Origin of the sequence: Eikenella corrodens (assembly GCF_003990355.1) — a bacterium.
In the GTDB taxonomy this organism is placed as follows: Bacteria; Pseudomonadota; Gammaproteobacteria; order Burkholderiales; family Neisseriaceae; genus Eikenella; species Eikenella corrodens_B.
The window spans coordinates 608,719-635,427 of record NZ_CP034670.1; the positions used below are offsets into that span (position 1 = coordinate 608,719).

Below are 26,709 nucleotides of genomic sequence, written 5' to 3' on the forward strand. Positions count from 1 at the left end.
TGGCTGAAGGCTACCTGAAAAACGGCAGCGGGGAGGTTTCAGGTAGCCTTTAGCTTTTGCTGCCTGCCAGGCCGAAGTGCCAGGCGCCGACATCGAGGCGCACGCAGAGGTAGCGCCAGAGCAGGGGGCGGCGAACGGGGAGGGTGGCGGCTAAGGGGCGCAGCAGAGCGATTTTGGCGGGCTCGGTGAGCAGCAGGGCGGCGTTTACGGCGGTTTGCAGCTGCTCGGGCGTGAGTTCGGCAGCGCGGGTTAGGGCTTCGGCAGCGGGGTGTTGCGCGAGGCGGCCGGGCTGCGGGGCGGGGGCGAGGTAGGCTTCGAGCAGCAGCCAAAGGTGGTCTTGCTCGCGGGTGGCGGGCTGGGGGCGGCAGCGGCGGATTTGGTCGAGCAGGGCTTGCAGGACAGGGTCTTCCTGCATCACGAGGGCGGGCAGGAGGTGTTCGAGCAGCTCGGCGCTGGGCAGCAGGGGATGCTGCCGCAGGCGGGCGAGCTGCTGCCAAACGAAGGGGCTGATGCCGCCGCAGCACTGGTATTCGGCGGGCGGGGCGGGCACTTGGAACAGGCAGAGCAGGGCGGCGGATGCGTATTCGCCGTCGTAGGCGGCGGCCTGCCAGTCGGCGGGCAGCTGCAGCGGCTGGGTGGGCGGGCGGCAGCGGCGGATACGCGCCTGCATCAGAGCCTGACGCTGGCGGTAGAGGTTTTCGGCTTCTTCTGCTTCGGCACTCATCGGCTGCGGGGCGGCGAAGCTGAGGTGGACGGGGGAAGGCAGGGCGAGGCTGTCGGCGTCGGCCAGTTCTTCGGCCAGGCGGCGGGCAGCGGCGGCATCTAGCCTGCGGATGCGTTCGATGAGCGGCGGGTGGGTGGCGGCGAGGCTGCCGGGGCGGATGCGGCCGAACATCAGGTGGGCATATTCGGGGGCTTCGGGGGAAGCGAGGCGGCAGGAGGCGGTGCGGGCACTTTTGCGCAAGGCTTCGATAAGCGGGGCAGTTTGGCGGGTGAGCTGCACGGCGGAGGCGTCGGCCATAAATTCGCGCTCGCGGCACACGGCGGCCTGCAGCCAGAGGGCAAACACGCTGCCCGCCGAGCCCAGCGCAATCAGGAGCACGCCGAGGGCTTGCAGCGGCAGGGACTGCATCACGATTTCCACGCCGTTGTCGAAAGGATGGTTGTCTACATTTTTGCGGCGGCGGTATTCCAGATAGTGTTCGTCGTCGCGGCCGTAGAGGAAGTAGCGCCCGCTGCTGGCGATGCCCTGCAGGCCGTGCAGCCAGGCGGCCAGGTAGCAGTTGAGGCGCATGTCGCCGTTGCGGATGTGGCTGAATTCGTGGGCGACGATGGCTTGCAGCTCGTCGCGCGTGAGCAGGTTGACGGCGCCTTGGGTAACGCCGATCACGGCGCTGCGCGGGCTCATGCCGGCGGCAAAGGCGTTGATGCTGCCGTCGCGGCGCAGCAGGTACACCGGCGGGGCGGGCAGGCCGGCGGAAAGCGCAGTTTCCGCCACCACGTTGAGCAGCCGCCGTTCGGCAAAGGTGGCATCGGCCAGCTGCAAGGCCTCACCGCCAAGCCGCTTGGCTATCGCTTCGCCGCCGCGCCGCAGTTCGCGCAGGCGGTGCAGGCTCAGGCCGATGGTGAGCGCGCATACAAACAGGGCGGGCGGCAGGTAGTACCACCACAGGCTGTGTTGTACTTTGGCGCCGAACAAAAACGGCAGGCTGCCGAGCCCGGCGGAAGTGATGGCGACTGTGCCGATTAGGGCCAGCACATAGAACACCACCAGCCGCACGGTGCGGCGGCGCGATTGCTGCTGGCGGTGGAAGAAGCGCATGGGGAAATCCTGGGGAAAGTGGGAGGAATGTGGCTGAAATAATGATTTCTTCATGCCAGGCGGCGAGCCGCAGGCAGTACAGGCAGTACGGCAAGGGGAGCCGACGCAGTAGGAAGGAATCAGTATTTTAGCTACAGCTTGAATATAGCCAATCCGGCGGGCAAGGTAAAGGCTACCTGAAAGAGGATTGGCATTAGTTTTAACTTCGTTGAAGCTGCGCTTTCAGGTAGCCTTTCTCCCGCCCCACTTGGCAAACCCGCCGCCGTGCTATACCCTTGCCCCGATTCGTTAAACCATTTGGAAGGAACCGAAATGCCTGCCTCCTGCCCGCTGTGCCGTGCTGAAAATGAAACCGTGCTGTGGCAAAACAGCCGTCTGCGTGTGATTGCTGTAAACGACACGCCCGCCGCGCCTGCATTTTGCCGCGTGATTTGGCGCGGGCATGTGGCCGAGATGACGGATTTGCCCGACGAAGCGCGGCAGGAAATGATGGTGGCGGTGTGGCGCACCGAAGCGGCGATGCGCCGGGTGTTGCGCCCGGCTAAAATCAATCTGGCCAGTTTCGGCAACCAAGTGCCGCACCTGCATTGGCATGTGATTGCCCGCTTTGAAAACGATGCGTTTTTCCCCGATTCGATTTGGGCCGCGCCGCGCCGCGAAGCCGTGCCCGAGCTGCCGGAAGGCTGGCAGCGGCAGGTGGCCGAGCTGTTGGCCGAGGAAGAGGCGGCGGACGGGCTGGTATAATGCCCGCCGTCTGCCCAAGTTAAAGGCTGCCTGAAACATGGTTGACACAACATTTTCAGGTAGCCTCCACACCGCTAACAGGTTGTCTGAGCCTCAGTTTGATTTTTCGTTTGAACTGCGTTGAAGCTTGCGCTTTCAGGTAGCCTCCACCCAATGATTAAGGAAACCCATCATGCTGTTCCCCCATCTTTCCCGCCGCCGTTTTCTCAGCGCCTCCGCCACCCTGGCCGGGGCAGGCGTGTTGCAGGCGTGCAGTGCTCCCGCCATGCCCGTGCTGCCGACCAACCAGAGCAGCACAGACAGCGGCAATGCGCCGGCCCGCCCCGTCCGCAGCGGTAGCGGCACTACCTTGCGCGTGGTGGCGCCTTCCGGCTTCGCGCCCAAGCCCGAACAGGCGCAGGCCGGGCTGTTGCGCCTGTATAACGCCGGTTTCACCATCACCAACCAGCAGGCGGTGGAGCGCCGCAGCCAGCGGTTTGCCGGCACCGACGCCGAACGCATCGCCGATTTCCAAGACGTGGCTTCCGGCAAAGTGCCCACCCCGCAAGTGCTGATGGGCATGCGCGGCGGCTACGGCGCCGTGCGCCTGCTGCCCCATATCGACTGGCCCTCGCTCGGCGCGCGGATGCGCGAACACGGCACCCAGCTTTTTGGCTTCAGCGACGTGTGCGCCATCCAGCTTGCCCTGCTGGCCCAAGGCAATATGTGCAGCTTCGCCGGCCCCATGCTTTATAGCGGCTTCGGCAAAGCCCAGCCCTCGGTATACACCATGCAAGCCTTTATCGATGGCAGCACCCGCGCCGATTTGAGCATTCAAGTATCGGAAGTGCAGGCCGCCAACGTGCCCACCCTGTACGGCACCATGTGGGGCGGCAACCTCAGCGTGATTGCCTCGCTGGCCGGCTCGGCCTACCTGCCGCAGCCCGAAGGTGGTATCCTCTTCCTTGAAGACGTGGGCGAACAGCCCTACCGCCTCGAGCGCATGCTGCAAACCCTGCATCTGGCCGGCATCCTCAAACGCCAGCAGGCCATCGTGCTCGGCAACTTCCGCATGGGCAGCGCGCGCGACGTGTATGACGGCGGCTACGATCTCTCCACCGTCATCCGTACCCTGCGCCGCATCAGCGGCGTTCCCGTGCTCACCGGCTTCCCCTTCGGCCACATCAGCGACATCGCCACCTTCCCGCTGGGCGTGCAAACCGCCATCCGCGGCAACAGCACCGGCGGCTACAGTGCCTCCTTCAGCGGCCACCCTGTGCTCAACCCCGCCGCCCTCACGCTCAACAACCTGCTGCCGCCCCCGCCCTCATTCGACAGCCCGGCTGCAACAGAAGACAACAGCGAAGCCAGCGAATAGCCGCAGGATTTCAGGTAGCCTGCCCAAAGAAAGGCTACCTGAAAAACAAAAAGCAGTGATATGAATACTGCCGCCCAATCCGTTGCCCGCCAAAGGCTACCTGAAACCCAAGCCATGACCCGCAAAAAAACCGACGCCTTCACTCGCCTCACCCAAGCCCTCGAAGTTTTGCCCAACATCGGCCCCAAATCCGCCCGCCGCATGGCGTATGAGCTGCTGCGCCACAAGCGCGAAGGCGCCGCCGAGCTGGCCGCCGCCTTGCAGCACGCCCTCACAGCCGTGCAACATTGCCGCCTGTGCAACACCTTCTGCGAAGGCGAGCTCTGCGCCATCTGCGCCGACCCCGCGCGCGACGGCCGCCGCCTGATGATTGTGCACCTGCCCGCCGACGTGGCCGGTATGGAAGCCGCCCACTGCCACGACGGCCTCTATTTCGTGCTCATGGGGCAAATCAGCCCCGCGCAGGACATGGATTTGCAGCACATCGCGCTCAACAAACTGGTTGCCCGCCTGCAAGAGAGCGAAGTGGAAGAAGTGATCATCGCCACCGCCTTCACCCCCGAAGGCAACGCCACCGCCTATGTGCTGGCCGAGCTGTTCAAAAACCTGCCCTACCGAGTGAGCCGCCTGGCGCAGGGCATGCCGCTGGGCAGCGAGCTGGAATACATCGACGCCGGCACGCTGGCGCAATCCGTGTATGAACGGCGGCTGGTGAAAGAGCGGGGAGGGGAGGGAGAATAGCCAGTGGGCAGGAAAGGAAAAGAGGCTACCTGAAATTTCAGGTAGCCTTTGCATATCATATATGTTGTAGGTTGGCATTGCTGCCGACATTTTGTCTGAGTTCGTCCATCTATAGCTATAGTGGATTAAATTTAAATCAGGACAAGGCGGCGAGCCGCAGACAGTACACACGTTACGGCAAGGCGAGCCAACGCTGTACTGGTTTAAATTTAATTCACTATAAATCAATACATCGATACAAGATGAGTCAATGCGGTATCGCTGTGTGTTAATTCACAATGCCAACAGAATAACTACTGCTTCTTAAGCGAGCTTGCCGCCCGTCTGCTGGCGCAGCCGAACGGAACGCGGTTTTTCGGGGAACAAGGGCTTGCATGTTCGAAGCGGCGCAGCCGCAAGTTGCGAGCCCGCCCGAAAAACTGCGTGAAGTGAGGGAAGTTTGGCGAAGCCAAACCTGTGCCCGCAGTCGCCTTTCTTTTGCTTTCTTTTCTTTGGCGAAGCAAAGAAAAGAAAGTGCCCCGCGCCGGCATGAGGCGCAAAGGTGAGCAGGATACTATAGTGAATTAAATTTAAACCAGTACAACGTTGGCTCGCCTTGCCGTACTATTTGTACTGTCTGCGGCTCGCCGCCTTGTCCTGATTTAAATTTAATCCACTATAATGTGTGAAGGCTACCTGAAAGTTCAAACACTCGAATGCAAGCTGGCTGTCAAGCAACCGCCTAAGATACTGTTCAGATTGGCTTTTACTGCTTGCCCCTGTTGTCGGGGCGTAATATAAGGCTACCTGAAAGTTTAGCTGCGCAGAAATTCCGCTACGCTGCATTTTATTGCGTTGAAGCTTCATTTTCAGGTAGCCTTTTGCCAACCGCCGAGCCGTATCTTATCCTCCATCAAAATCGCCGCCGCACGAAGCTGCTAAAATCTTTCCAGCCGCCGTTTTACGGCGATAAGCAAAAATAAGCATAAAGGAGGCATCCCATGGATCTAACCCAATTAGCCGAGCAAACCCGCGCCCTTGCGCTCGATATCCTGCACCAATCCGCCATCGGCGAAGGGCAGATTTTTGTGCTCGGCCTGTCCACCAGCGAAGTGATCGGCGGCCGTATCGGCAAAAATTCCAATCAGGAAGTGGGCGAAGTGATCGTGAAAACCCTGCTCGACATCCTGAACGAACGCAAAATCTACCTCGCCGTGCAAGGCTGCGAGCACATCAACCGCGCCTTGGCCGTGGAGCGCGAGCTGGCCGAAAAATACGGGCTGGAAATCGTGAACGTATTGCCCGGCCTGCACGCAGGCGGCAGTGCGCAGCTGGCCGCCTTCAAATATATGCGCGACCCGGTGGAAGTGGAATTCATCACCGCCCACGCCGGGCTCGACATTGGCGACACTTCCATCGGCATGCACATCAAACACGTGCAAATCCCCCTGCGCCCGCAACAGCGCGAACTGGGCGCCGCCCACGTCTGCGCCCTGGCCAGCCGCCCGCGCCTGATCGGCGGCGAACGCGCCGGGCACTACAAAGACAGCATCCGCCGCGTGTAACACCAAGCGGCAGGACAAAGGCTACCTGAAATTTTCAGGTAGCCTTTCTATTTCCGCTTGTTATAGTGGATTAACAAAAACCAGTACGGCGTTGTCTCGCCTTGCCGTAACGTGTGTACTGTCTGCGGCTCGCCGCCTTGTCCTGATTTAAATTTAATCCACTATATGCGGCGGCTTCAGTATCCCAGCTCAGGAGTGCCCATTTCATGGCGAAGGGGGCTTGGGCGAATTGGCTGTGGTGGCGGTGGAAGAATTGGGTGAGGAGTCGGGTGTGTTCGGGGGTGAGGGTGCCGTAGGCGGCGGCCATGCGTTGCAGGAAGTCGGGCAGTTGGGTGCAGTCGGCGAGGCGGCCAGGGGTGGTGATGTAGCTGAGGGTGGGGTCGTAGCCCATTTGGTAGAGGATGTTGAGGGCGTAGATGTAGCCGGGGTAGGGGCTGCGATCTTGGCCGAGCAGGCGGCTGATTTGGGGCGGGTTGAAATGGCCGTCGGCGAGGATGGTGAAATACACGCTGCGGCGGGCGTGGGCGCTGAGTTTGGCAAAGAGGGCGGCAAGGTCGCGGTCGAGCCCGCTGCGGGAGGAAACGACGATGTCGCACACGGGCACGTTGTGCCAGCTGTCTTCTTTGCTCAGGTGGATGGGGGTGATGTTGGCAAGGCTGGCGGCTTGGGCGTTGCTTTCCAAACAACGGAGCATGCCGCTGCTGTAGTCGAGGCCGTAGAGGTGCCGCACTTTTGGAGCAAAGCGCAGGGCGAGGGTGCCGGGGCCGCAGCCGACGTCGAGCAGGGTGTCGCCGGGGTGGAGCTGCATTCGGGCGATAAAGGCGTCGGCGTAGGGGCTGGGCTGGAGGGCTTTGGCGCTGAAGCTGGGGGCTTTGTCGTCCCATTCGGCGGCGGGCTTTTCGCTGAAGCCGAGTTCGGCCATGCGCTCGCGGTAGGCGGCGGCGAAGTCGGTGGGCAGGGGGCGGGGCTGGGGCATGGGGCTACCTGAAAGTGATGTCGGGCTGGAGGGGGCGGATTGTTGCGGGACTACCAACTCAGTGCACGGGATAACGGCGCACGCAGCTGTTTGCGGCAGCGCTCATCTGGCGTTCGAGGACAGGATTACTTTGGCCTCGGTCGTAGGCGGCGGTAACGCGTTGCCATTCGCGGGCGCTGTAGCGGCTGCGCAGGGTGTCGTAAGTACAGGCGCATAGACGGCGCAGCTGGGCGGTGTTGGCGCGGCTGTTGAACCGCGAGGTGCATTGGGCGATGAAGCCGCTGCGGGAAGTGCCGACTGCGGAATTGGAGGCGCAGGCGGTAAGGACGAGTAGAACGGATAGAAAGAGGATGGGTTTCATGGCAGGATTCCTTGGAGGAGGGGATTTTCAGGTAGCCTCTGCCGCTTGAGACTGCCTGAAAAAGTTGGGGCTGAAACTCAGCGGGCGAAGTGGCGGCGCACGCAGGTATTGGCGGCTTCATTTATGCGGCGTTTGAGCACGGGATCGCGGTCGAGGGAGGTGTCGTTGTTGATGTGTTGCTGCCATTGGGCGGTGGTGTAGCGGCTGCGCAGGGTGTCGTAAGTGCAGGCGCAGATGCGGCGGGTTTGGGCGGGGGTGATGCCGGTATTGCGGGAAGTGCAGAGATCGAGGAAGGCGCTGCGGTGGCTGCTGATGCTGCGGCGGTTGGGGTTGGCGTTGGGGCGGGCGGCGCATTGGCGCACGCTGCTGATGAAGTAGCGGCCCAGCGGGGTGTTGGGGTTGGCGGGCTGGCGAATCCAGTTGTGGCCGTAGCGGCTGCTGACCCGGTCGTAGGCGCAGGCGCAGACGCCGGCGGCTTGGTTGGGGGTCATTTGCCACGAGGCGGCATTGTCGGCGCAGGCGTTAACGAAGCTGCTGCGCGGGGTGGTGGGGACTTGGTTGGCGGGATTACTGCCGGTGGTTTGGCAGGCGGCGAGGACAAGTACTGCGGGGAACAGGTGGCGAATCAACATGATGAGTTTCCTTAAGCAGTGGGGTTTGTGTTTTCAGGTAGCCTTTCTTACAACGGGCAAAGGCTACCTGAAAAGTGGGTTTGAATCATGCCGCATTTAGCGGGGCACATGGCGGGAGACGCATTGCCGGGTGGCGGTGTCGATGAAGCGGATGAGTTCGGGGTTGCTGCCGATGTCTTGGCTGTCGAGGGCTTGCGGCCAGTTGCGGCCGTAGCGGCTGCTGATTTGGTCGAAAGTGCAGGCGCAGATATTGGCTGCGGATTGGCGGGGAATGCCGGTGGTTGCGGTTTCGCCGGTGCAGCGGCTGACAAACAAATCGCGCGGGCTGTATGTGGGGCCGTTGGCGGCGGCGCTAGGGATGAGGGCGAGCAGGAATAGGGCGGGGAGGGGTTTTTTAAACATAATATTTTGATGTGGATGAGTGGAGGATAAAAATCAGGCAGCCTGCAAAACAGCGGGCTGCCTGTGTGTTCGTTTAGCGGCGGTTGAGGTGGCGGTTGAAGCACACTTCGGTGTTGCGGCGCATACGGCTTTCAAACTGCGGGTCGTTGCCGGTGCGGTCGTAGGCATCCAGCGTGGCTTTCCAGCGGGTGCCGTATTGTTTGCCGGTTTCGTCGAAGGTGCAGGAGCAAAGGGTGCGGGCCATTTGCGGGCTCAGGGCGTTGTTTCCGGAAGAGGCACCCTGGGCGCAGGCGCTCACGAATTCGTTGCGCATTTGCCGCAGGGTTTGGGCCTGGGCGGCAGGAGCGGCAACGGCGGCCAATACGGCGGCGGCAAACAGATATTTTTTCATTGTGGTTTCCTTTTGAAATATGATGAATGAGGAACGAAGCCGCATTGTGCCGTTTGGCGGGGAAGTTGTCTATAGCCGAAGGGCTTTAGAGAGAATGTTCGGGCGGAAAAAGGCTACCTGAAAGCGGAGTTTCAGCAAAAGCGCCTTCTATAGTGGATTAAATTTAAACCAGTACAGCGTTGGGTCGCCTTGCCGTAACGTGTGTACTGTCTGCGGCTCGCCGCCTTGTCCTGATTTAAATTTAATCCACTATATCATGCTGTGCCGGACTGCTGGAACACGGGGTCGGCATGGCTGTTTAAGCCAGCCCGAGCAGGCGTTGTTGCGCGGGGTTGGGGTGGTGGTGATACAGCGCTTCGAGCAGGGGCAGGATCTGTTCGCGGTAGTGTGCCGGCGGCCGGCCGGAGAGGATGGCAGCCAGTGTGTAAATGCCGGGCAGTCGGTTGATGCCGGGCGGGCCGTCGATCCAGCCGTAGGGCAGGCGCGGCAATAGGCCGATGCGGCCTGCGCGCACGGCTTTCACGTTTTTCCACAGCGGGTTGCGGGCTACCTGAACGGCAAAATCGGCTTCCTGAGTGAGAATCCAGTCGGGCTGCCACAGGATGATCTGTTCGATGGAAACCTGTGCCAGGCCGCCGCCTGCGAGTGCGTCGCCCACATTGCGTGCGCCCAACAGTTCGGCCACTTCGGTGTGGATGGAGTTGCGGCGGCCGGTTTCCAGCCCGTCGCGGCCGCGTGCCAGATAAACGCTGACGGGGCGGCTGCGGGCGGCGGCTTCGCGCCGGGCGAAGGCAAGCGCCTGCTCGGCCAGTGCGGCGAGGCGTTCGGTGTGCGGCGAGGCGATGAGGCTGCCCAACTGGCGGATTTGTTCTGCCGACTGCGCCAGCCTGCCTTCCAGCAGCAGGTAGGGCACGCCGAGCTGTTTGGCGGTTTGCTGTGCGGTGGAAACGGTGGCTTCGCTCACTACGCCGACGTCTACCACGGCATCGATTTTTTCTGCCAGCAGGCGTTCGAGCGATACGGGCGAGCCGCGCCCGTTGATGCCGCCGAGCAGGGGCAGGCGGCGGGCGTTTTCGTTGAGCATAGCCAGTGCCTGCGGCCGTTTTTGCGCCGTCCAGCCGACGAGGCGCTCCGGTGCCAGCGCATAGAGCAGCACTTCGGCGGGCGGCCCGGCGGCATACAGGCGGCGGAAGGAACTGATATTACTTTCAGGTAGCCTGAAGATGTGCAGCAGGCCGGATGCGGATTGGGAGGCGGAAGCAGGGGCTTCGGGCGTATCGTCTTCATTGGGGCGGCAGCCGGCCAGCAGCAGGCTGCCGGCAACCAGTCCGCAGAGGAAATCGCGGCGGCTAATCATATGCCGGCTCCGCGCCTTTCGGCGATGGAGGCCAGCGCCCAGGCAGTAATGGCATCGGCATCGGCGGCCAGTTCAACACCTTCGCCGCCGCAGAAGCTGCGCCAGTCATTTAAATAGGCGCGGGGCAGGGTGGTGAGCACGGGGATGCCTGCGGCGGCCGCGGCAAGATATTCGGCCAAAAGCCCGCGGTTTTCTATTTCGGCGTGGCCGAATTTATTGATGAAGACCAAATCGGCGTGTGCCTGGACGGCATCGCGCACCGCAGCACCCGCTGCGGCCAGCCTGCCGCCATCAAGTTTGCAGCCGGACGAGCCGCTGCCGAGCTTTTGGAAGATGGAAAATTCCACGCCGTCGGCAATGGAAACGAGGCGGGAATTGATGTGGCGGCCTTGGCTGTCCAGCGGGTTGAGCAGGCCGCCCAGGCGGAAGCCGAGACGGCGCAGTTCGGCGGCGGTGTGCCACAGTGCGGCGGTGGCGGCGTCGCCTTTGTCGCTGTAGAGGACGGCGGCGGTGGAGAAATCGTTCATGGTGGGAACCGGCTTGGGTTGGGAGGGTTTAACTTTGCTGAAATTCCAGCACGTTGGGTTTTCAGGTAGCCCTTGGGAGAGGCTACCTGAAAATAGGGTCGGCCTGCTTTATCTATATCTATAGCAAACCGGCTTAACTTTTGCTATGGCGCCGGTTTGCCTTGTATCGGAAGCCAATTCGGCCTACCCCATACCCGGCTTTGGCAAGGAACGGGCGGTTGCGCTCGCCGCAAGGCGCGGCAGTTTTGCGGCGGGGAATATGGGTGGGCAAAGGCTGCCGTATTGTGCCGCCGGGCGGCGGTGCTGCTTATTTGCCGTGTGTGGGCAGGTAAATGTTGATCGCGGATGAATTGCTGCCACGGCGTTGCTTTGCCCTACGTGCGCTGTCTGCAATGTGCTGCTTTGTGTTGGAGGCCGATTTAATCCGCTATGGGTTGTGCAGTTGTGCTTTCAGGTAGCCCGAACCGTCAGGCTACCTGAAAATGCAGGCCGTTTACGGTTTAAAACACATAGCGCAGGTTGGTGAACCAGGTGCGGCCGGGCATGGGGTAGCCGTCGCTCAGCTCGTAATGGCGGTTGCCGAAGTTTTCTATGCCGGCTTCCCAGCTCAGGCCTTCGCGGATGCGCCAAACCCCTTTGGCGTTGTAAACTGTGTAGCTGCCGAGGGTGCGCGTGCTGTCGCCGTAGGAGGATTTGCGGCCGGTTTCGGTCAGCATGGAGGCGTGCAGGCTGACGTGCTTGATGGGGCGGTATTCGGCATAGGCGGAGAATTTGTGGCTGGGCGTGTTCAGCAGCGGGGTGTCGGCGCTGCCCAGGTCTTTGCGGTTCAAGTAGCCGTAGGCGGCGCCGAGCGTCTAGTGGCTGCCAATGCTCTGCCGCAGACTGAGTTCGATGCCGGTATGGCGGGTGCGGCCGATGTTTTGGGTTTGCTGGCAGTGGCCGCGCACGGGGGAGCGGCGGCAGGTGCGGCCGGTGGGGTCGGGCACGTAGGCGCTTTGAATTTCGTTGTGCAGGCGGCTGTAGAACACGGCGGCTTCGGCTTCTGCCCCGTCCCACGGTTTGCCGCGCCAGCCAAGTTCGATGTGGTTGGCACGCTCGGATTCCAAATCGGGATTGGGGATGGCGCGTCCGAGGCGGTAGGAATAGCGGTCTTTCAGGCTGGGGAAGCGTGATTTGCTCGATACCGTGCCGTAGAAACTGTGGTTGTCGTTCGGGTGGTAGCTCAGTTCGATGAGGCCGTTTACCGAAGAGGTTTTGCCGCGGTGAAACGTGGCGGGCAATTCTTTGGTGGCGAGGCGTTCGTAGTCTACGCCGCTGCGCAGCCGCCAGGCCGGGGTGAAGTCGATTTGGTGTTCGACAGCAATTTGGTGGGCGGTGTCGCGGAAAACTTGGTTGCGGTTTAAGTCGTGGTGGCGGTCGGCTTTGTATAGTGAATTAAATTTAAATCAGGACAAGGCGGCGAGCCGCAGACAGTACAAATAGTACGGCAAGGCGAGACAACGCTGTACTGGTTTAAATTTAATTCACTATATTGGTAGCCGATTTGCCACAGCTGGTTTTGCCATGCGGTGGTGGAGAAATTGACACTCAGGCCGGTGGTGCGGTCTTTGTAGGCGCTGACGTCGCCATCGGGCACGCGGTAGTCGCTGTCTCGGTATGCCTGCATGCCGTTTTTGTAGGTGTCGCGGTAGGCGCGGATTTTCAGGCGGTTGGCTTCGCCGAGGCCGATGTTGCCGATGAAGTAGTAGCTATCTTTATCCCAATACGGCCAGCGCCAGTAGCGGGCGTCTACGTTGGCGGTGCCGACATAAACGGGCTGCTGCTTTTCGCTACGGATACCGCTGTAGCCGATAGCGTATTCGTCGGTAAGGTTAGGAGTGAGGCCAAGTTTGAGCGAGTAGTGGCGGTCGGTGCGGGCGGCGTTTTCGCGGTAGGAGCCGGTGTCGGTGGGCCGGCGTTTGGGGTCGTGGAAATGGTGCGGCAGGTGGAAGCGGTCGGAATCCAAATAGGCAAAACCGCCCTGAACATAGAAGCGGCCGGTGTTGGAACCGAAGTTGGCGGACAGGTTGTGGCCGACAGTGTCGTCGAAGCCGACATTGATGTCGCCTTCGAACGGTTTGCCCGGTTTGCGCGTAACCAGGTTGATGGCGCCACCCAGAGTATAGGGGCCGTACATCAGTGAGGCGCCGCTCTTGGCCACGCGGATTGACGAGAGGCCGGGGGTGAGAAAGCGGGCGAAGTCCACATAGCCGTCGTAGGGGACGTATTGCGGGATGCCGTCGAGGAATAGCGGCACTTGGCGGGCATCATAGCCGCGCACGCGCAGGCCGGTTTCGTTGCGGCTGCCGGAAAAGTCGATATTCACTCCGGGCGGTGGCTCGAGTGCTTCAGCGATGTTTTGGCTGTTGTTGCGGCGGATGTCTTCGGCGGTAAGGGTGCGCTCGCCGGCATCGGTGCTGCGGGTACGCTGGCCGGTGATGCTAATTTGGCCCAATTCAAAGGATTGTTCTTCGGGGCTGGTGCCGTCGGCAAAGGCTTGGGGGGCGGTAGCCAAGGCAAGCAGGCCGAGCAGGATGGCATTGCGGGGGAAATGGGGAGACATACTATAGTGGCTTGTGTATAGTTTAGTTAAGATTGTGTGAATCTAACTTGCCCGCTAATCATGTGCCATCAGCCGAAGGGATTAGATAGAGTGAATTAAAAGTAAGGAGGTTGCTGTGTTGGCTCGCCTGTTGTCCGTGCCGTATGCAGCTTACCATTTTGCCTTGGTTCAAACGTAATCTGCGATACAGCTGCTACTTTGGCTACACGAAAAAGGCTACCTGAAAGCATGTTCTCAACAGAACCATGTTTTCAGGTAGCCTTTGCCGGTTTTGCTTCGGTGAGTATTAAGCGACTACGCCCAAAATCACGCTGCCGGCTTTGAAAATGGCGGTAACGCTTTGGCCGGGGTGCAAGTCGAGGGTTTCGGTGCTTTGCATGGTGATGCCGGCAGTGAGAATGAGGCCGCCGCCGATGTCGACCGACACAATGGAGTTCACCGCGCCGCGTTCAACATGGGTAATCTGGCCGCTGAGCTGGTTGCGGGCGGAGAGTTTCATCGGGTGCAAGTCGGTAGCCACGATGATGTTGCCGGCTTTGATGAGGGCGGTGGCGATACCGCCTTCGGCCAGGCCGAGCTCGCGGCAACTTTCTTCGGTTACGGTGGCCACCAGCTCGGCGCCATTTTCAAGCACAAGCGTGATTTCGCTGGTTACCGGGCCGTGTTTGATGGATTTGATTTTGCCGCTGAATTGGTTGCGCGCACTGGTTTTCATGGTGGATTTTCCTTTTGTAGCGGGTAGATAAAAGGCGCATTCTAACCGATTTGTACTGAGTTTAAACTGGGCTGCTGCAAAGCCATCCGAAAGGCAGAGCTATCTAATCCTTTCGAACTAGACAAGGCTTAGTCTAATGAATGGCTGTTAAACCTGATGGAAGCATATTCTTTGCCGCTTGATTGCTTTATAGTTCAATCCACTGAGTATAAAAGTATTTCGGTTTTGAGAATAGCTTTCGCACAGGAAGACCTTTGCGTGGTTTTTGCTGGCAAAGCATACATATAGGGATCGCACATGAGCCATTTCTTAGACCGCCTGACCTTCTTCAGGCAAAAACGCGAGCCGTTTTCCAACGGCCACGGCGTTTTGATCAACGAAGACCGCAAGTGGGAAAATGCCTACCGCAGCCGCTGGTCGCACGATAAAGTTGCCCGTTCCACCCACGGCGTGAACTGTACCGGTTCGTGCTCGTGGAAAATCTACGTTAAAAACGGCATCATCACCTGGGAAACCCAGCAGACCGACTATCCGCGTACCCGCCCCGACCTGCCTAACCACGAGCCCCGCGGCTGCCCGCGCGGTGCGTCTTACAGCTGGTATGTTTACTCTGCCCAGCGTATCAAATATCCGATGATGCGCGGCGCGCTGGCCGAACTGTGGCGCGAAGCGCGCAAAACCAAAGACCCCATCGAAGCATGGCAATGGATTGTGGAAGACCCCGAGCGCTCCAAATCCTACAAATCCCAGCGCGGCTTGGGTGGCTTCGTGCGTTCCAACTGGGACGAAGCCTATGAAATGGTGGCGGCAGCCAACTGCTACACCATCAAGAAATACGGCCCCGACCGTGTTATCGGCTTCTCGCCCATTCCTGCCATGTCAATGATCAGCTACGCCGCAGGCGCGCGCTATCTGGGCTTGATCGGCGGCGTGCCGCTGTCGTTCTACGACTGGTATTGCGACTTGCCGCCCGCTTCGCCGCAGACTTGGGGCGAACAGACCGACGTGGCCGAATCCGCCGACTGGTACAACTCCAATTATCTTTTGGTGTGGGGTTCCAATATTCCGATGACCCGTACCCCCGACGCCCACTTCTATACTGAAGTGCGCTACAAAGGCACCAAAACCGTCGCCGTATCTTCCGACTTCGGCGAAATGGCCAAGTTCAGCGACATCTGGCTCGCGCCGCGCCAAGGCACGGATGCCGCGCTGGCGATGGCGATGGGGCACGTTATCCTCAAAGAATTCCATATCGACAATCCTTCCGACTATTTCCAAGACTACTGCCGCCGCCTGACCGATATGCCGGTGCTGGTGTGCCTGAAAGAAGACGGCGGAGGCTACCGCCCGGAATACACCCTGCGCGCCTCCCATTTGAGCGGTAATTTCGGCGAAGAGAAAAATCCCGATTGGAAAGTGCTGGCGTGGAACGAGAAAACCGACAGCCTGATGCTGCCCAACGGCTCCATCGGCTTCCGTTGGGACGGCAGCCAAAAATGGAATCTGGAAACCAAGGCGCAGGATGATCAAGACGTTCAGGCGGCCTTGTCGCTGAAAAACTATGCCGATGACGTGGTGCGCGTCGGCTTCGACTACTTCGGCGGCGAATTCGACGAAGAAAAAACCTTCCGCAAAGTGCCGGTGAAACGCATCACCCTGGCCGACGGCAGCAGCCGGTTGGTGTCCACCGTGTTCGACCTTCTGGTGGCGCAATACGGCGTGGACAACGGCTTGGGCGACGAGAACGTGGCCAAAGATTATTTTGACGACAAGCCCTACACGCCGAAATGGCAGGAAAAACACACCGGCGTCGCGCCCGAACGCGTGATTCAGGTAGCCCGCGAGTTCGCTCAGAACGCGCACGACACCAAGGGCCGCTCGATGATTATCGTCGGCGCCGGCCTGAACCACTGGTATTACCTGGACATGAACTATCGCGGCCTGATTAACATGCTGATGATGTGCGGCACCATCGGTAAATCCGGCGGCGGTTGGTGCCATTATGTAGGCCAGGAAAAACTGCGTCCGCAGTCCGGCTGGGCGCCGCTGACTTTCGCGCTCGACTGGCACCGCCCCGCGCGCCAGATGGCCGGTACTTCATTCTTCTACGGCCACACCGGCCAGTACCGCCACGAAACCGTGTCTGCTGACGAGCTGCTCACGTCCGACGCTGGCGACGATATGCGCCGCCTGACCATGATCGACTACAACGCCAAAGCCGCCCGCATGGGTTGGACGCCGAGCGCGCCGCAGTTGGAAACCAATCCGCTGGATATAACCGATGCGGCCGAAAAAGCCGGCATGAATCCTGTGGATTACACTGTGAAAGGTTTGAAGGAAGGTACGCTGGAGATGTCTTGCGACGATCCGGAAAACCCGAAAAATTGGCCGCGCAATATGTTTATTTGGCGTTCCAACATTTTGGGTTCGTCCGGCAAAGGCCACGAATATTTCCTGAAATACCTGCTCGGCACGCAAAACGGCCTGATGAGCGACGAAGACGACTGCCTGAAACCGGCAGAAGTGAAGCAGCGGGAAGGCGTGGAAGGCAAGCTGGATTTGTTCACGCTCTTGGATTTCCGCATGAACACCACCTGCCTGTACGCCGACGTGATTTTCCCGACCGCCACTTGGTACGAAAAACACGATCTGAACACGTCCGACATGCACCCGTTCATCCATCCGTTTACCGAGGCGGTGCAGCCTTTGTGGCAGAGCAAATCCGACTGGGAAATCTATAAAGGCCTGGCCAAAAAATTCAGCGAGCTGGCCAAAGACTATCTGGGCGTGCGCAAAGACATCGTGCTCACCCCGCTGATGCACGACAGCCCGCAGGAACTCGGCCAGCCCTTCGACCCGAAAGATTGGAAACTGGGCGAGTGCGAGCCGATTCCGGGCAAAACCATGCCCGCGATGACCGTGGTGGAACGCGATTACGGCGCGATTTACGAGAAATTCACTTCTATCGGCCCCTTGCTGGAGAAAGTGAACAACAACGGCAAAGGCATGGCTTGGGATACCAAGCACGAAGTGGACTTCCTGCGCAAACTCAACGGCGTGCAGCCTGAAGGTGCGGGCAAAGGCCAGCCGAAAATCGAAACCGCCATCGATGCGGCCGAAATGGTTCTGACGCTGGCGCCGGAAACCAACGGCCACGTTTCGAAAAAAGCTTGGCAGTCGCTGGGCAAAGCCACCGGCCGCGACCACACGCACCTGATTAACGCCAGCGAGCACACGCAAATCCGCTTCCGCGACATCGTCGCCCAGCCGCGCAAGATTGTTACCTCGCCGATTTGGTCGGGCGTGGAGAGCGAAGAAGTGTGCTACACCGCTGGCTACACCAACGTGCACGAGCTGATTCCGTGGCGCACGCTCACCGGCCGCCAGCAGTTCTACCAAGACCACAAATGGATGCGCGATTTCGGTGCCGCTTTCTGCGTGTACCGCCCCGCCGTGGACACCAAAACCACCAAGAAACTCTTGGGCAAAATGCCCAACGGCAATCCGGAAATCACGCTCAACTTCCTCACGCCGCACCAGAAATGGGGTATCCACAGCACCTATTCGGAAAACCTGCGCATGCTCACGCTCTCTCGTGGCGGCCCGCACGTGTGGATTTCCGAAATCGATGCCAAGAAAGCCGGGTTGGTGGATAACGACTGGGTGGAAGTGTTCAACACCAACGGTTCGATCGCCTGCCGCGTGATTGTGAGCCAGCGTATTCCTGAAACCATGATTCTGATGTATCACGCTCAGGAAAAATTGGTGCACACGCCTGCGGCGGAAACCACCAAGAAACGCGGCGGCATCCACAACTCGGTAACCAAGGCGGTATTGAACCCGACCCACATGATAGGCGGCTATGCGCAGCTGGCGTACAGCTTCAACTATTACGGCACGGTCGGCTCCAACCGCGACGAGTGGGTGATTGTCCGCAAGATGAAGGACATCGACTGGATGGACGAACCCGCCGATCAGGCATAAGGTTTTTCAGGTAGCCTCCTGCTGCACAAAAGGCTACCTGAAAACCAGATAAGGAACAAAACCATGAAGCTCCCGCAGATTATCCGTTTTTCCGATTATTTGAAGGAAACCCCCTCCGAAGCCGTGCGCACCGTGCTGTATCAAGACCAACACGACAACATGGTGCTGTGGCAGATTCCGCCGCAAACCATGTTGCCCGCCCACCGCCACCCGTGCGGCGTAGATATTTGGATTGTGCTGCAGGGCGAAGCCAAGCTGGTGGACGACGCGCAAAGCGGCCGCACCATCCGCGCAGGCGAGAGCGTAGTGGTGGGCGACCACCAAATCCACGGCGCCCGCAACAGCGGCCAGGAAGACTGCATCTTGGTTTCGATTGTCAGCCCGAAAGCCGGATTCGAAAAAGCATAACCGTTTTTCAGGTAGCCTCCTGCTGCACAAAAGGCTACCTGAAAACCAGATAAGGAACAAAACCATGAAGCTCCCGCAGATTATCCGTTTTTCCGATTATTTGAAGGAAACCCCCTCCGAAGCCGTGCGCACCGTGCTGTATCAAGACCAACACGACAACATGGTGCTGTGGCAGATTCCGCCGCAAACCATGTTGCCCGCCCACCGCCACCCGTGCGGCGTAGATATTTGGATTGTGCTGCAGGGCGAAGCCAAGCTGGTGGACGACGCGCAAAGCGGCCGCACCATCCGCGCAGGCGAGAGCGTAGTGGTGGGCGACCACCAAATCCACGGCGCCCGCAACAGCGGCCAGGAAGACTGCATCTTGGTTTCGATTGTCAGCCCGAAAGCCGGATTCGAAAAAGCATAACCGTTTTTCAGGTAGCCTCCTGCTGCACAAAAGGCTACCTGAAAACCAGATAAGGAACAAAACCATGAAGCTCCCGCAGATTATCCGTTTTTCCGATTATTTGAAGGAAACCCCCTCCGAAGCCGTGCGCACCGTGCTGTATCAAGACCAACACGACAACATGGTGCTGTGGCAGATTCCGCCGCAAACCATGTTGCCCGCCCACCGCCACCCGTGCGGCGTAGATATTTGGATTGTGCTGCAGGGCGAAGCCAAGCTGGTGGACGACGCGCAAAGCGGCCGCACCATCCGCGCAGGCGAGAGCGTAGTGGTGGGCGACCACCAAATCCACGGCGCCCGCAACAGCGGCCAGGAAGACTGCATCTTGGTTTCGATTGTCAGCCCGAAAGCCGGATTCGAAAAAGCATAACCGTTTTTCAGGTAGCCTTAAAGAGCCAACGGAAGGCTACCTGAAAAAGACCAATCATTTTAAGGAACACATCATGAAAATCAGAGCACAAGTCGGCATGGTGCTGAACTTGGACAAATGTATCGGCTGCCACACCTGCTCCGTTACCTGCAAAAACGTATGGACCAGCCGCGACGGCGTGGAATACGCCTGGTTCAACAACGTTGAAACCAAGCCCGGTATCGGCTTCCCGAAAAACTGGGAAGACCAGGAAAAATGGAACGGCGGCTGGATGCGCAAACCCAACGGCAAGCTCGTGCCCAAGCAAGGCGGCCGTTTGAAAATCCTGTCCAACATTTTCGCCAACCCCAATCTACCGCAAATCGACGACTACTACGAGCCGTTCACCTACGACTACGAGCACCTGCAAAATGCCCCGCGCATGAAAACCCCGCCCACCGCGCGGCCGATTTCCGTGCTCACCGGCAAGAAAATGGACAAGGTCGAATGGGGCCCCAACTGGGAAGACGACTTGGCCGGCGAATTTGAAAAACGCGCCAAAGACACCCTGTTCGAAGGCATCCAGAAAGACATGATGGGCGCGTTCGAGCAAACCTTCATGATGTATCTGCCGCGCCTGTGCGAACACTGCCTGAACCCGACCTGCGTCGCCTCCTGCCCCTCCGGTAGCATCTACAAACGCGAAGACGACGGCATCGTGCTCATCGACCAAGACAAATGCCGCGGCTGGCGTATGTGCGTGTCCGGCTGCCCCTACAAAAAAATCTACTACAACTGGGTGAGCGGCAAAGCCGAAAAATGTATTTTCTGCTACCCGCGCATCGAAGCGGGCGAACCGACCGTTTGCTCCGAAACCTGTGTAGGCCGCATCCGCTATTTGGGCGTGTTGCTGTATGACGCCGATAAAATCGAAGAAGCCGCTTCAGTAGAAAACCCGCAAGACCTGTATGAAGCGCAGCTGGGCGTGTTCCTCGATCCGCACGACCCCGAAATCCAGCGCGAAGCCCTGAAACAGGGCATCAGCCAGAGTTGGCTCGATGCGGCGAAAAAATCGCCCGTTTACAAAATGGCGATGGAATGGAAAATCGCCTTCCCGCTGCACCCCGAATACCGCACGCTGCCGATGGTGTGGTACATCCCGCCGCTTTCCCCGATTCAATCCGCCATCGAAAACGGTCTGGTGGGCGAAAACGGCATTATCCCCAGCGTGGACGAAATGCGCATCCCGCTGCGTTATCTGGCCAACCTGCTGACCGCCGGCAAAATCGAGCCGATTAAAGACGCGCTGGAACGCATGATCGCCATGCGCCGCTACAAACGCGGCCAAGTGGTACACGGCGAAACGCTGGAGCAAACCTTGGACGGCACCGGCCTGACCCCCGCCATGGTGGAAGACATGTACCAGATTATGGCCATCGCCAACTACGAAGACCGCTTCGTGATTCCCACCAGCCACAAAGAGCAGGTGGAAAACACCTTTGAAGACAAAGCAAGCTGCGGTTTCTCCTTCGGCAACGGCTGCTCCGGCGGCTCGGACGGCATGACCAAAGAAAGCCTGTTCGGCAAGCCCAAAGCCTCGCCCATCATCTTCTTCGACCGCCGTAAGGACTTGGAAGAAAACCGCGAAAAAGGGGTGCGCTGATGCAGGGCAATCCGGTATACAAATTCTTCTCGGCGCTGCTGTGCTATCCGGAAGCCGAATTGGTGGAGGCGCTGCCTGAATTCCAGGCAGCACTCGACCAAATGCCCGAATTGGCCGCACACCGCGAGGGTTTGCAAGCGTTGCTGGATTATCTGGGCGGCAACAGCCTGCGCCATATCCAGGAGGAATACGTTTCCACCTTCGACCGCAACCGCCTGCATGCGCTGTATATTTTCGAGCACGTTTTCGGCGAAGACCGCGATCGCGGCAGCGCCATGGTGGATTTATTGGAAGAATACCGCAAATACGGCTTTGAATTGGGCGACGACGAACTGCCCGACTTCCTGCCTGCGCTGCTGGAATTTTTCGCCCATATCCCGCCTGCCGATGCGCAAAAACTGCTTGGTGATGCCGTGCACGTGATCAACCATATCGGCAAAAACTTGCGCACCGCCGGTTCGCCTTATGCCGTCGTGCTGGAGAACATCGTGGCGCTCAGCCCCGTCGAGCCGCAGCCCCTAACTGAGCCGCCTGTGCGCGATATGGACGAAGCCATGGAAACCTTCGGCCCCGACGTATCCGGTATCGAGCCCCTGCTCAAGCCGAGCATCCAAACCGTACAATTTTATCCAAAAAGCAAGTAAGCATACCTGCTTGGGAGTTTTGATATGAGTAACCTGCACTTCTTCTTCTTTGCCATCTATCCCTATATTTGTTTGGCAATTTTCTTCTTCGGCAGCCTCGTGCGTTTCGACCGCGAGCAGTACACTTGGAAGAGCGATTCCAGCCAGCTGCTGTATGACGGCCAGCTGCGCTTGGGCAATATCCTCTTTCACGTGGGCGTATTGGCCGTGTTCGGCGGCCACTTCGTCGGCCTGCTCACCCCGCTGTGGGTATGGCATGCCTTAGGCGTGAGCCATGCGGCCAAACAGCTCTTGGCCATGACCGCCGGCGGCATCTTCGGCACCATGGCGCTGGTCGGCCTGCTGATTCTGATCAAACGCCGCTTCACCATCGACCGCATCAATATCAACAGCACCTGGCGCGATAAGCTGCTGCTGGTGTGGATTTTGATTACCCTACTGCTCGGCCTCTCCACCATTTGCGTGAGCGCAGGCCACATGGACGGCCACGAAATGACCCTGCTCATGCAGTGGGCGCAGCACATCGTTACCTTCCGTGGTGTGGAAGCCGCCGGTTTCATTACTGATGCGCACATCCTCTTCAAACTGCACATGTTTATGGGCATGACCTTCTTCCTCATCTTCCCGTTCACCCGTATGGTGCACGTATGGAGCGGTTTTGCCAGCGTATTCTACGTATTCCGCCCCTGGCAGCTGGTACGCCGCCGCTAAGGTAATATTTTCAGGTAGCCTTCTGGAAGGCTACCTGAAATTTTTATATCGTGGAGTAAAATGAGAACGGGACAAGGCGGCGAGCCATAGTGCAGTATGCGTAATACGGCAAGGCGAGCCAACACAGTGGCATTCTTATTTTCATTCACTATAGAACCATAAAGGACACCGCACCCATGATTGATCACGAACTTTGGCAAAACGCCTCCGACAGCGACATCATCGACCACATCCTGCCGCGCTACCACGACACCCACCGCCGCCAGCTCGAAGAGCTCATTCCACTGGCCGAAAAAGTGGCCGGCGTGCACGCAGGCAAATTCCCGGCCGAGGTGGTTTCCCTGCTGCACACCATCCAAAACGAGTTGCTCAGCCACATGATGAAGGAAGAGCGCATCCTCTTCCCCATGCTCAAACAAGGCGCCGGCCGCGCCGCCGCCATGCCCGTGCGCATGATGATGCACGAGCACACCGAACACGAAGCCGCCCTCGAGCGCCTGCTGGAAGTTACCGGCAACCTGCAAGCCCCCGCCGATGCCTGCCGCAGCTGGCAACGGCTCTACAGCCTGGCTCAAGAGCTGGTGGACGACCTGCGCGACCACATCGATTTGGAAGACAATATTCTGTTTGCCCGCGTGCTGGCGTAACCCTATAAAATGTAGAAAAGGCTACCTGAAACAGATTTGCTGTTTTCAGGTAGCCTTTGTTTTTTGCGCAATGGCTAGAGGGCTGTTTGGTGGGATCGGGTTTGAATAGCGGCGTTGAAGGGGAGGGAAAGCGTATCGGCCTTGGGCGGCTTTAGCTTAAAGGCAGCTTATCGCAGCAAGTCTACCTGAAAAATGCTCCATTCAAAGGGCGGGAGTATTTTCAGGTAGCCTTTTATAGTGGATTAACAAAAATCAGGACAAGGCGGCGAGCCGCAGACAGTACACACGTTACGGCAAGGCGAGCCAACGCTGTACTGGTTTTTGTTAATTCACTATATGAATGCGTGGTGCTGACACTGAATACAGACAGCTCACATTTCCAAGGGATCGATATCCACCGACCATCTGGCCGCAGCAAACTGCCGTGCCAGCACAGCGAGGGCTTGCTGCCAGAGGGAGACTTGGCGGTGCAGCGCTTTGCGGCTGGGGCTTTCCAGAAACACCTGGGCGCGTTCTCGGCCGGCGAGTTTGGCCAGCAGCATGGGCACCGGGCCGAGGCAGAGCACTTCCGCGGCTTCGGCTGCCGCGCTTTCAGGTAGCCTTTGTTGCGCCACCCATTCGGCAGCCAGGCGCAACATTTCCAGCGCATCGGCCATATTGGCGGCATCGGCGCGGACGGCGGCGGTGTGGGCGAAGGGCGGCATATCGAAACTTTCGCGCTCAGCCAGTTCGCCGGCGGCGAAGTCGGCATAGTTTTGCCGCAGCAGCGTTTGATACACGCGATGTTCCGGCAGTCGGGTTTGGATGAACACGCGGCCGGGCAGCTCGGCACGCCCGGCGCGGCCGGCCACCTGCATCAGTTCGGCAAACAGCCGCTCGGGGGCGCGGAAGTCGGCGCTGTAGAGGCTGCCGTCGGCATTGAGCACCAACACCAAATTCAGGCGGGCGAAATCGTGGCCTTTGGCCAGCATCTGCGTGCCCACCAAAACATCCACACCGTTTTCGGCGATGCGCTGGTAGAGCCGCTGCCAGTCGCCTTTGCGGGCGACGCTGTCGCGGTCCACGCGCTCGATTTTGGCCCCGGGCAGTTGCGCGCGCAAGGCTTCTTCCACCCGCTGCGTGCCGATGCCTACGGCGGTAAGATCTTGGTTGCCGCAGTCGGGGCATTTTTTCGGAATCGGCACCGCCAGCCCGCAATGGTGGCAGCGCAGCTGGCGCGCGCGCTGGTGCAGCACCAGCTTGGCGGAACAGTGCGGGCAGCCGAAGGTGTGGCCGCAGTCGCCGCAGAAGAGGGCAGGGGCGAAGCCGCGCCGGTTGAGGTACACCATGCTCATGCCGCCGGCAGCGTGATTTTGCTGCAACAGCTTGAAAGCGGCCGGACTGAAGCCTTGGTTCAATGGCTCGCGGCGGATGTCGATTAGGTTGATTTCGGGTAGGCGGGCGGCCGCGCGGGCGCGTTGCGGCAGGCTGAGCAGGCGGTAGCCGCCGCTTTGCGCCTTGTGCCAGCTTTCCAGCGCGGGCGTGGCGCTGCCGAGCACAATCGGGCAGTCAGCTTGGCGTGCGCGCCACACGGCCAAATCGCGGGCGTGGTAGCGTAGCTCGCTGTCTTGCTTGAACGAGGAATCGTGTTCTTCATCCACCACAATCAGCCCCAAATCCGGCAGCGGCGTAAACACTGCAAGCCGGGTGCCCACCACCAGCCGCACCTGGCCGCACATGGCTTTCAGGTAGCCTTGGGTGCGCTCGCCGGCGGCGGTTTGGCTGTGCAGCACAGCAGTCGGCACATCGGCAAAACGCTGCTGCAAACGGGCGATGAGCTGCGGTGTGAGGCTGATTTCGGGCAGCAGGAACAACACCTGTTTGCCCGCTGCAAGCGCGGCGGCCATGGCCTCAAAATAGGTTTCGGTTTTGCCGCTGCCGGTGATGCCGTGCAGCAGGAAGGGGGCAAAACCCTGCGCCTGCGCCACCGCATCGGCCGCGGCCTGCTGCTCGGGGTTGAGCGGTACGGGCGAGGGCGGAATCGGCAGGCGGGCGGGCAATGCGCCGGTTTCGGCTGCCAGCCAGCCTTGTACCTGCCAGCTTGCCAGCTGGGCGGCGGCCTGCGGCGCGATGGTGCGGGCGGCGCTTTGGCTCACCGGGCTCTCCAGCAGCGCCTGCCACAGCGCGGCTTTGCGACGGTGGTGCGGTGGTGGCGCGGGCTGTTGCCGCCCCAAATCAGTGAGTGAAAAATAGGTTTCCGGCTGCGACAATGGGCAGGGCTTGGCTTCGCGCAGGCCGGCTGGCAGGGCGGTGAAGGCTGTTTGGCCGATGGGGTGGTGATAATAACGGGAAGTAAATTCAATCAGTTCGCGCCAGGCGGCGGGCAGTGGCGGTTCGTGTTCAAACACTTGCTCAAGCGGGCGGATTTTGGCCGGGCTGATTTCCGGCTCTTCGCACGCGCCCCATACGATGCCGGCCACGGTTTTACCGCGAAACGGCACGGCCACGCGGGTGCCGGGCGCGGGAATATAGTCGGCACGGTAGGTAAGCAGCGTGTCGATCGGAACGTTGAGGGCAACTTGGCAGTAGGGCACGGCTGTTGGCTATGAATAAAAAACGCGGGTATTGTACCTGAAATGGCAAAGGCTACCTGAAAGTGCAGCTTCAACGGGGGCGACGTTTTGGCGTAGCCAAGGCGTTGGCCTTGCTTCAGTTAAAACGGCAGCACAGATTTCAGGTAGCCTCTAATCAGGGCGGGCAGTAAACTAGGCGTATTGTACCAACGGAGAATCAGGCTACCTGAAAACTTTTGCCGCAACGCAGCAAAATAGACTACGGCAAGGCTGAAGCAATTTCAGGTAGCCTCTCATTTAAAACTAAGGAAACCGATATGACTGCCACTTTGGAAGTATGCCAAGCCGATATCACCACGCTGGCGGTGGACGTTATAGTCAATGCCGCTAATTCTTCGCTATTGGGCGGCGGCGGAGTGGACGGTGCGATACACCGTGCCGCCGGGCCGGAGCTGTTGGCCGAGTGCCGCCGGCTGGGCGGCTGCCGCACCGGTGAGGCCAAAATCACTCAGGGCTACCGGCTGCCGGCGCGCTGGGTGGTGCACACTGTCGGCCCGGTATGGCGCGGCGGGCAGCATGACGAAGCGAAACTATTGGCCGCAGCTTATGCCAATTCTCTACGCCTCGCTGCGGAACAGGGTGCGCAAAGCATTGCTTTCCCCTGTATCAGCACCGGCGTGTATGGCTACCCCATGTACGAAGCAGCGAAAATTGCGGTGCAGGCTGTGCGCGAAACGCTGCCGCAATGCCCGCAGATAGAGCGCGTAGTGTTTTGCTGTTTTTCGCAGCAAGATGCGGCACTGTACCGGCGATTGCTGGAGGCTACCTGAAAAATTCGGGCGGATGCATAGCATGTGTTTGGCAGTAAGTAGGCAGAATTATGCACATCGCTTGTGCAGATTGCTTGGATTGTTGGCGGGAAGTATCGTTTTGGGCGGCTAAATGCAGGTTTTTGGTGTATTTACGGTGAAACTTGCTATAATCGCGGGCGCGTTGCGGCGGCAGGTAGGCAAACCTGTAATTGGAGCTTGTGGTTTGGAAAGAATAGAGGGCAAGTAGCCTTTACTTGAAAGAAAAGGACTGTCTCAAAAGCGCCGCAGGCAGATTAAGAATTACCCGCTAAGAGGTATCA

At 59.5% G+C, this 26,709-nt stretch carries 25 protein-coding genes and 3 pseudogenes; 14 read left to right on the forward strand and 14 right to left on the reverse strand.

Going from position 1 to position 26,709, the window contains the following annotated elements; all coding sequences use genetic code 11:
• Positions 1 to 49: 49 nt before the first annotated feature.
• A complete protein-coding gene (locus ELB75_RS03165; protein ID WP_126982684.1) occupies positions 50 to 1,822 on the reverse strand; it encodes a M48 family metalloprotease in 1,773 nt (590 codons plus the stop codon).
• A gap of 312 nt (positions 1,823 to 2,134) precedes the next feature.
• Here ELB75_RS03165 and ELB75_RS03170 point away from each other — a divergent pair, with 312 nt between their 5' ends.
• From ELB75_RS03170 to recR, 3 genes are all read left to right on the forward strand, one after another.
• Positions 2,135 to 2,566, forward strand: a complete 432-nt coding sequence (locus ELB75_RS03170; RefSeq protein WP_126982685.1) for an HIT family protein — start codon at positions 2,135 to 2,137, stop codon at positions 2,564 to 2,566.
• 172 nt (positions 2,567 to 2,738) lie between these two features.
• Positions 2,739 to 3,923, forward strand: coding sequence for an LD-carboxypeptidase (locus tag ELB75_RS03175; RefSeq protein WP_126982686.1), 1,185 nt, complete (start codon positions 2,739 to 2,741; stop codon positions 3,921 to 3,923).
• Positions 3,924 to 4,037: 114 nt separating this feature from the next.
• Complete coding sequence (gene recR / locus ELB75_RS03180; protein ID WP_126984188.1) at positions 4,038 to 4,664, forward strand: recombination mediator RecR; 627 nt, start codon at positions 4,038 to 4,040, stop codon at positions 4,662 to 4,664.
• A 556-nt stretch (positions 4,665 to 5,220) separates the two neighbouring features.
• On the opposite strand, the pseudogene ELB75_RS12610 reads toward recR, so the two are convergent.
• A pseudogene (locus ELB75_RS12610) lies at positions 5,221 to 5,330 on the reverse strand (IS5/IS1182 family transposase); the annotation flags it as partial.
• Between the two features lie 314 nt (positions 5,331 to 5,644).
• On the opposite strand from ELB75_RS12610, the gene ELB75_RS03185 reads away from it, so the two are divergent.
• Positions 5,645 to 6,208, forward strand: a complete 564-nt coding sequence (locus ELB75_RS03185) for a TIGR01440 family protein (protein WP_049258144.1) — start codon at positions 5,645 to 5,647, stop codon at positions 6,206 to 6,208.
• 70 nt (positions 6,209 to 6,278) lie between these two features.
• Here ELB75_RS03185 and ELB75_RS12425 read toward each other — a convergent pair whose 3' ends face one another.
• The 9 genes from ELB75_RS12425 to ELB75_RS13110 all read right to left on the reverse strand — a co-directional run bounded on the left by ELB75_RS12425 (position 6,279) and on the right by ELB75_RS13110 (position 12,218).
• On the reverse strand, positions 6,279 to 7,184 hold the full coding sequence (locus tag ELB75_RS12425) for a methyltransferase domain-containing protein (RefSeq protein WP_164726777.1): 906 nt from the start codon (positions 7,182 to 7,184) through the stop codon (positions 6,279 to 6,281).
• A 58-nt stretch (positions 7,185 to 7,242) separates the two neighbouring features.
• On the reverse strand, positions 7,243 to 7,545 hold the full coding sequence (locus ELB75_RS03195) for a hypothetical protein (protein ID WP_126982687.1): 303 nt from the start codon (positions 7,543 to 7,545) through the stop codon (positions 7,243 to 7,245).
• Between the two features lie 77 nt (positions 7,546 to 7,622).
• Complete coding sequence (locus ELB75_RS03200; protein WP_126982688.1) at positions 7,623 to 8,177, reverse strand: hypothetical protein; 555 nt, start codon at positions 8,175 to 8,177, stop codon at positions 7,623 to 7,625.
• A gap of 96 nt (positions 8,178 to 8,273) precedes the next feature.
• Complete coding sequence (locus tag ELB75_RS03205; RefSeq protein ID WP_126982689.1) at positions 8,274 to 8,579, reverse strand: hypothetical protein; 306 nt, start codon at positions 8,577 to 8,579, stop codon at positions 8,274 to 8,276.
• A 73-nt stretch (positions 8,580 to 8,652) separates the two neighbouring features.
• Complete coding sequence (locus ELB75_RS03210; RefSeq protein ID WP_126982690.1) at positions 8,653 to 8,970, reverse strand: hypothetical protein; 318 nt, start codon at positions 8,968 to 8,970, stop codon at positions 8,653 to 8,655.
• A 298-nt stretch (positions 8,971 to 9,268) separates the two neighbouring features.
• Positions 9,269 to 10,327 carry an ABC transporter substrate-binding protein gene (locus tag ELB75_RS03215; RefSeq protein ID WP_126982691.1) on the reverse strand — a complete coding sequence of 353 codons (1,059 nt, stop codon included), beginning with the start codon at positions 10,325 to 10,327 and terminating at the stop codon, positions 9,269 to 9,271.
• The gene (locus tag ELB75_RS03220) at positions 10,324 to 10,854 is read right to left on the reverse strand and encodes a DUF2478 domain-containing protein (protein WP_126982692.1); all 531 of its coding nucleotides are present in this window, start codon (positions 10,852 to 10,854) and stop codon (positions 10,324 to 10,326) included. Before ELB75_RS03220 ends, ELB75_RS03215 begins: the two co-directional genes overlap by 4 nt.
• Before the next feature lie 500 nt (positions 10,855 to 11,354).
• Positions 11,355 to 11,684 (reverse strand): TonB-dependent receptor, encoded by a 330-nt coding sequence (locus ELB75_RS13105; protein ID WP_126982693.1) that lies wholly within the window; start codon positions 11,682 to 11,684, stop codon positions 11,355 to 11,357.
• A gap of 24 nt (positions 11,685 to 11,708) precedes the next feature.
• On the reverse strand, positions 11,709 to 12,218 hold the full coding sequence (locus ELB75_RS13110) for a TonB-dependent receptor domain-containing protein (protein WP_126982694.1): 510 nt from the start codon (positions 12,216 to 12,218) through the stop codon (positions 11,709 to 11,711).
• Between the two features lie 61 nt (positions 12,219 to 12,279).
• Between ELB75_RS13110 and ELB75_RS13190 the strand changes: the two are divergent.
• Positions 12,280 to 12,386, forward strand: a pseudogene (locus tag ELB75_RS13190) (IS5/IS1182 family transposase); the annotation flags it as partial.
• Between the two features lie 674 nt (positions 12,387 to 13,060).
• Here the strand turns inward: ELB75_RS13190 and ELB75_RS13195 are convergent.
• Together ELB75_RS13195 and ELB75_RS03240 are read right to left on the reverse strand one after the other, a co-directional pair.
• A pseudogene (locus ELB75_RS13195) lies at positions 13,061 to 13,456 on the reverse strand (TonB-dependent receptor plug domain-containing protein); the annotation flags it as partial.
• A 286-nt stretch (positions 13,457 to 13,742) separates the two neighbouring features.
• Complete coding sequence (locus ELB75_RS03240) at positions 13,743 to 14,171, reverse strand: TOBE domain-containing protein (protein WP_035580707.1); 429 nt, start codon at positions 14,169 to 14,171, stop codon at positions 13,743 to 13,745.
• 297 nt (positions 14,172 to 14,468) lie between these two features.
• On the opposite strand from ELB75_RS03240, the gene ELB75_RS03245 reads away from it, so the two are divergent.
• The 8 genes from ELB75_RS03245 to ELB75_RS03280 all read left to right on the forward strand — a co-directional run bounded on the left by ELB75_RS03245 (position 14,469) and on the right by ELB75_RS03280 (position 23,025).
• Entirely contained in the window at positions 14,469 to 18,155 is a 3,687-nt protein-coding gene (locus tag ELB75_RS03245; protein ID WP_126982695.1) for a nitrate reductase subunit alpha, read from the forward strand.
• Positions 18,156 to 18,218: 63 nt separating this feature from the next.
• Complete coding sequence (locus tag ELB75_RS03250; protein ID WP_126982696.1) at positions 18,219 to 18,563, forward strand: cupin domain-containing protein; 345 nt, start codon at positions 18,219 to 18,221, stop codon at positions 18,561 to 18,563.
• Between the two features lie 64 nt (positions 18,564 to 18,627).
• Positions 18,628 to 18,972 (forward strand): cupin domain-containing protein, encoded by a 345-nt coding sequence (locus ELB75_RS03255; RefSeq protein WP_126982696.1) that lies wholly within the window; start codon positions 18,628 to 18,630, stop codon positions 18,970 to 18,972.
• Positions 18,973 to 19,036: 64 nt separating this feature from the next.
• Positions 19,037 to 19,381 (forward strand): cupin domain-containing protein, encoded by a 345-nt coding sequence (locus ELB75_RS03260; RefSeq protein WP_126982696.1) that lies wholly within the window; start codon positions 19,037 to 19,039, stop codon positions 19,379 to 19,381.
• Positions 19,382 to 19,454: 73 nt separating this feature from the next.
• Positions 19,455 to 21,023, forward strand: coding sequence for a nitrate reductase subunit beta (gene narH / locus ELB75_RS03265; RefSeq protein WP_126982697.1), 1,569 nt, complete (start codon positions 19,455 to 19,457; stop codon positions 21,021 to 21,023).
• Entirely contained in the window at positions 21,023 to 21,667 is a 645-nt protein-coding gene (gene narJ, locus ELB75_RS03270; protein WP_003823941.1) for a nitrate reductase molybdenum cofactor assembly chaperone, read from the forward strand. The genes narH and narJ overlap by 1 nt, the downstream gene beginning before the upstream one ends.
• 24 nt (positions 21,668 to 21,691) lie before the next feature.
• Positions 21,692 to 22,378, forward strand: a complete 687-nt coding sequence (gene narI / locus ELB75_RS03275) for a respiratory nitrate reductase subunit gamma (protein WP_126982698.1) — start codon at positions 21,692 to 21,694, stop codon at positions 22,376 to 22,378.
• Positions 22,379 to 22,554: 176 nt separating this feature from the next.
• Positions 22,555 to 23,025, forward strand: a complete 471-nt coding sequence (locus ELB75_RS03280; protein WP_126982699.1) for a hemerythrin domain-containing protein — start codon at positions 22,555 to 22,557, stop codon at positions 23,023 to 23,025.
• A 371-nt stretch (positions 23,026 to 23,396) separates the two neighbouring features.
• Here the strand turns inward: ELB75_RS03280 and ELB75_RS03285 are convergent, their stop codons facing one another.
• Positions 23,397 to 25,598: a primosomal protein N' gene (locus ELB75_RS03285; protein ID WP_126982700.1), complete on the reverse strand. Its 2,202-nt coding sequence runs from the start codon at positions 25,596 to 25,598 to the stop codon at positions 23,397 to 23,399.
• A gap of 296 nt (positions 25,599 to 25,894) precedes the next feature.
• Here ELB75_RS03285 and ELB75_RS03290 point away from each other — a divergent pair, with 296 nt between their 5' ends.
• Entirely contained in the window at positions 25,895 to 26,407 is a 513-nt protein-coding gene (locus tag ELB75_RS03290) for an O-acetyl-ADP-ribose deacetylase (RefSeq protein ID WP_126982701.1), read from the forward strand.
• The last annotated feature ends 302 nt before the right edge of the window (positions 26,408 to 26,709 follow it).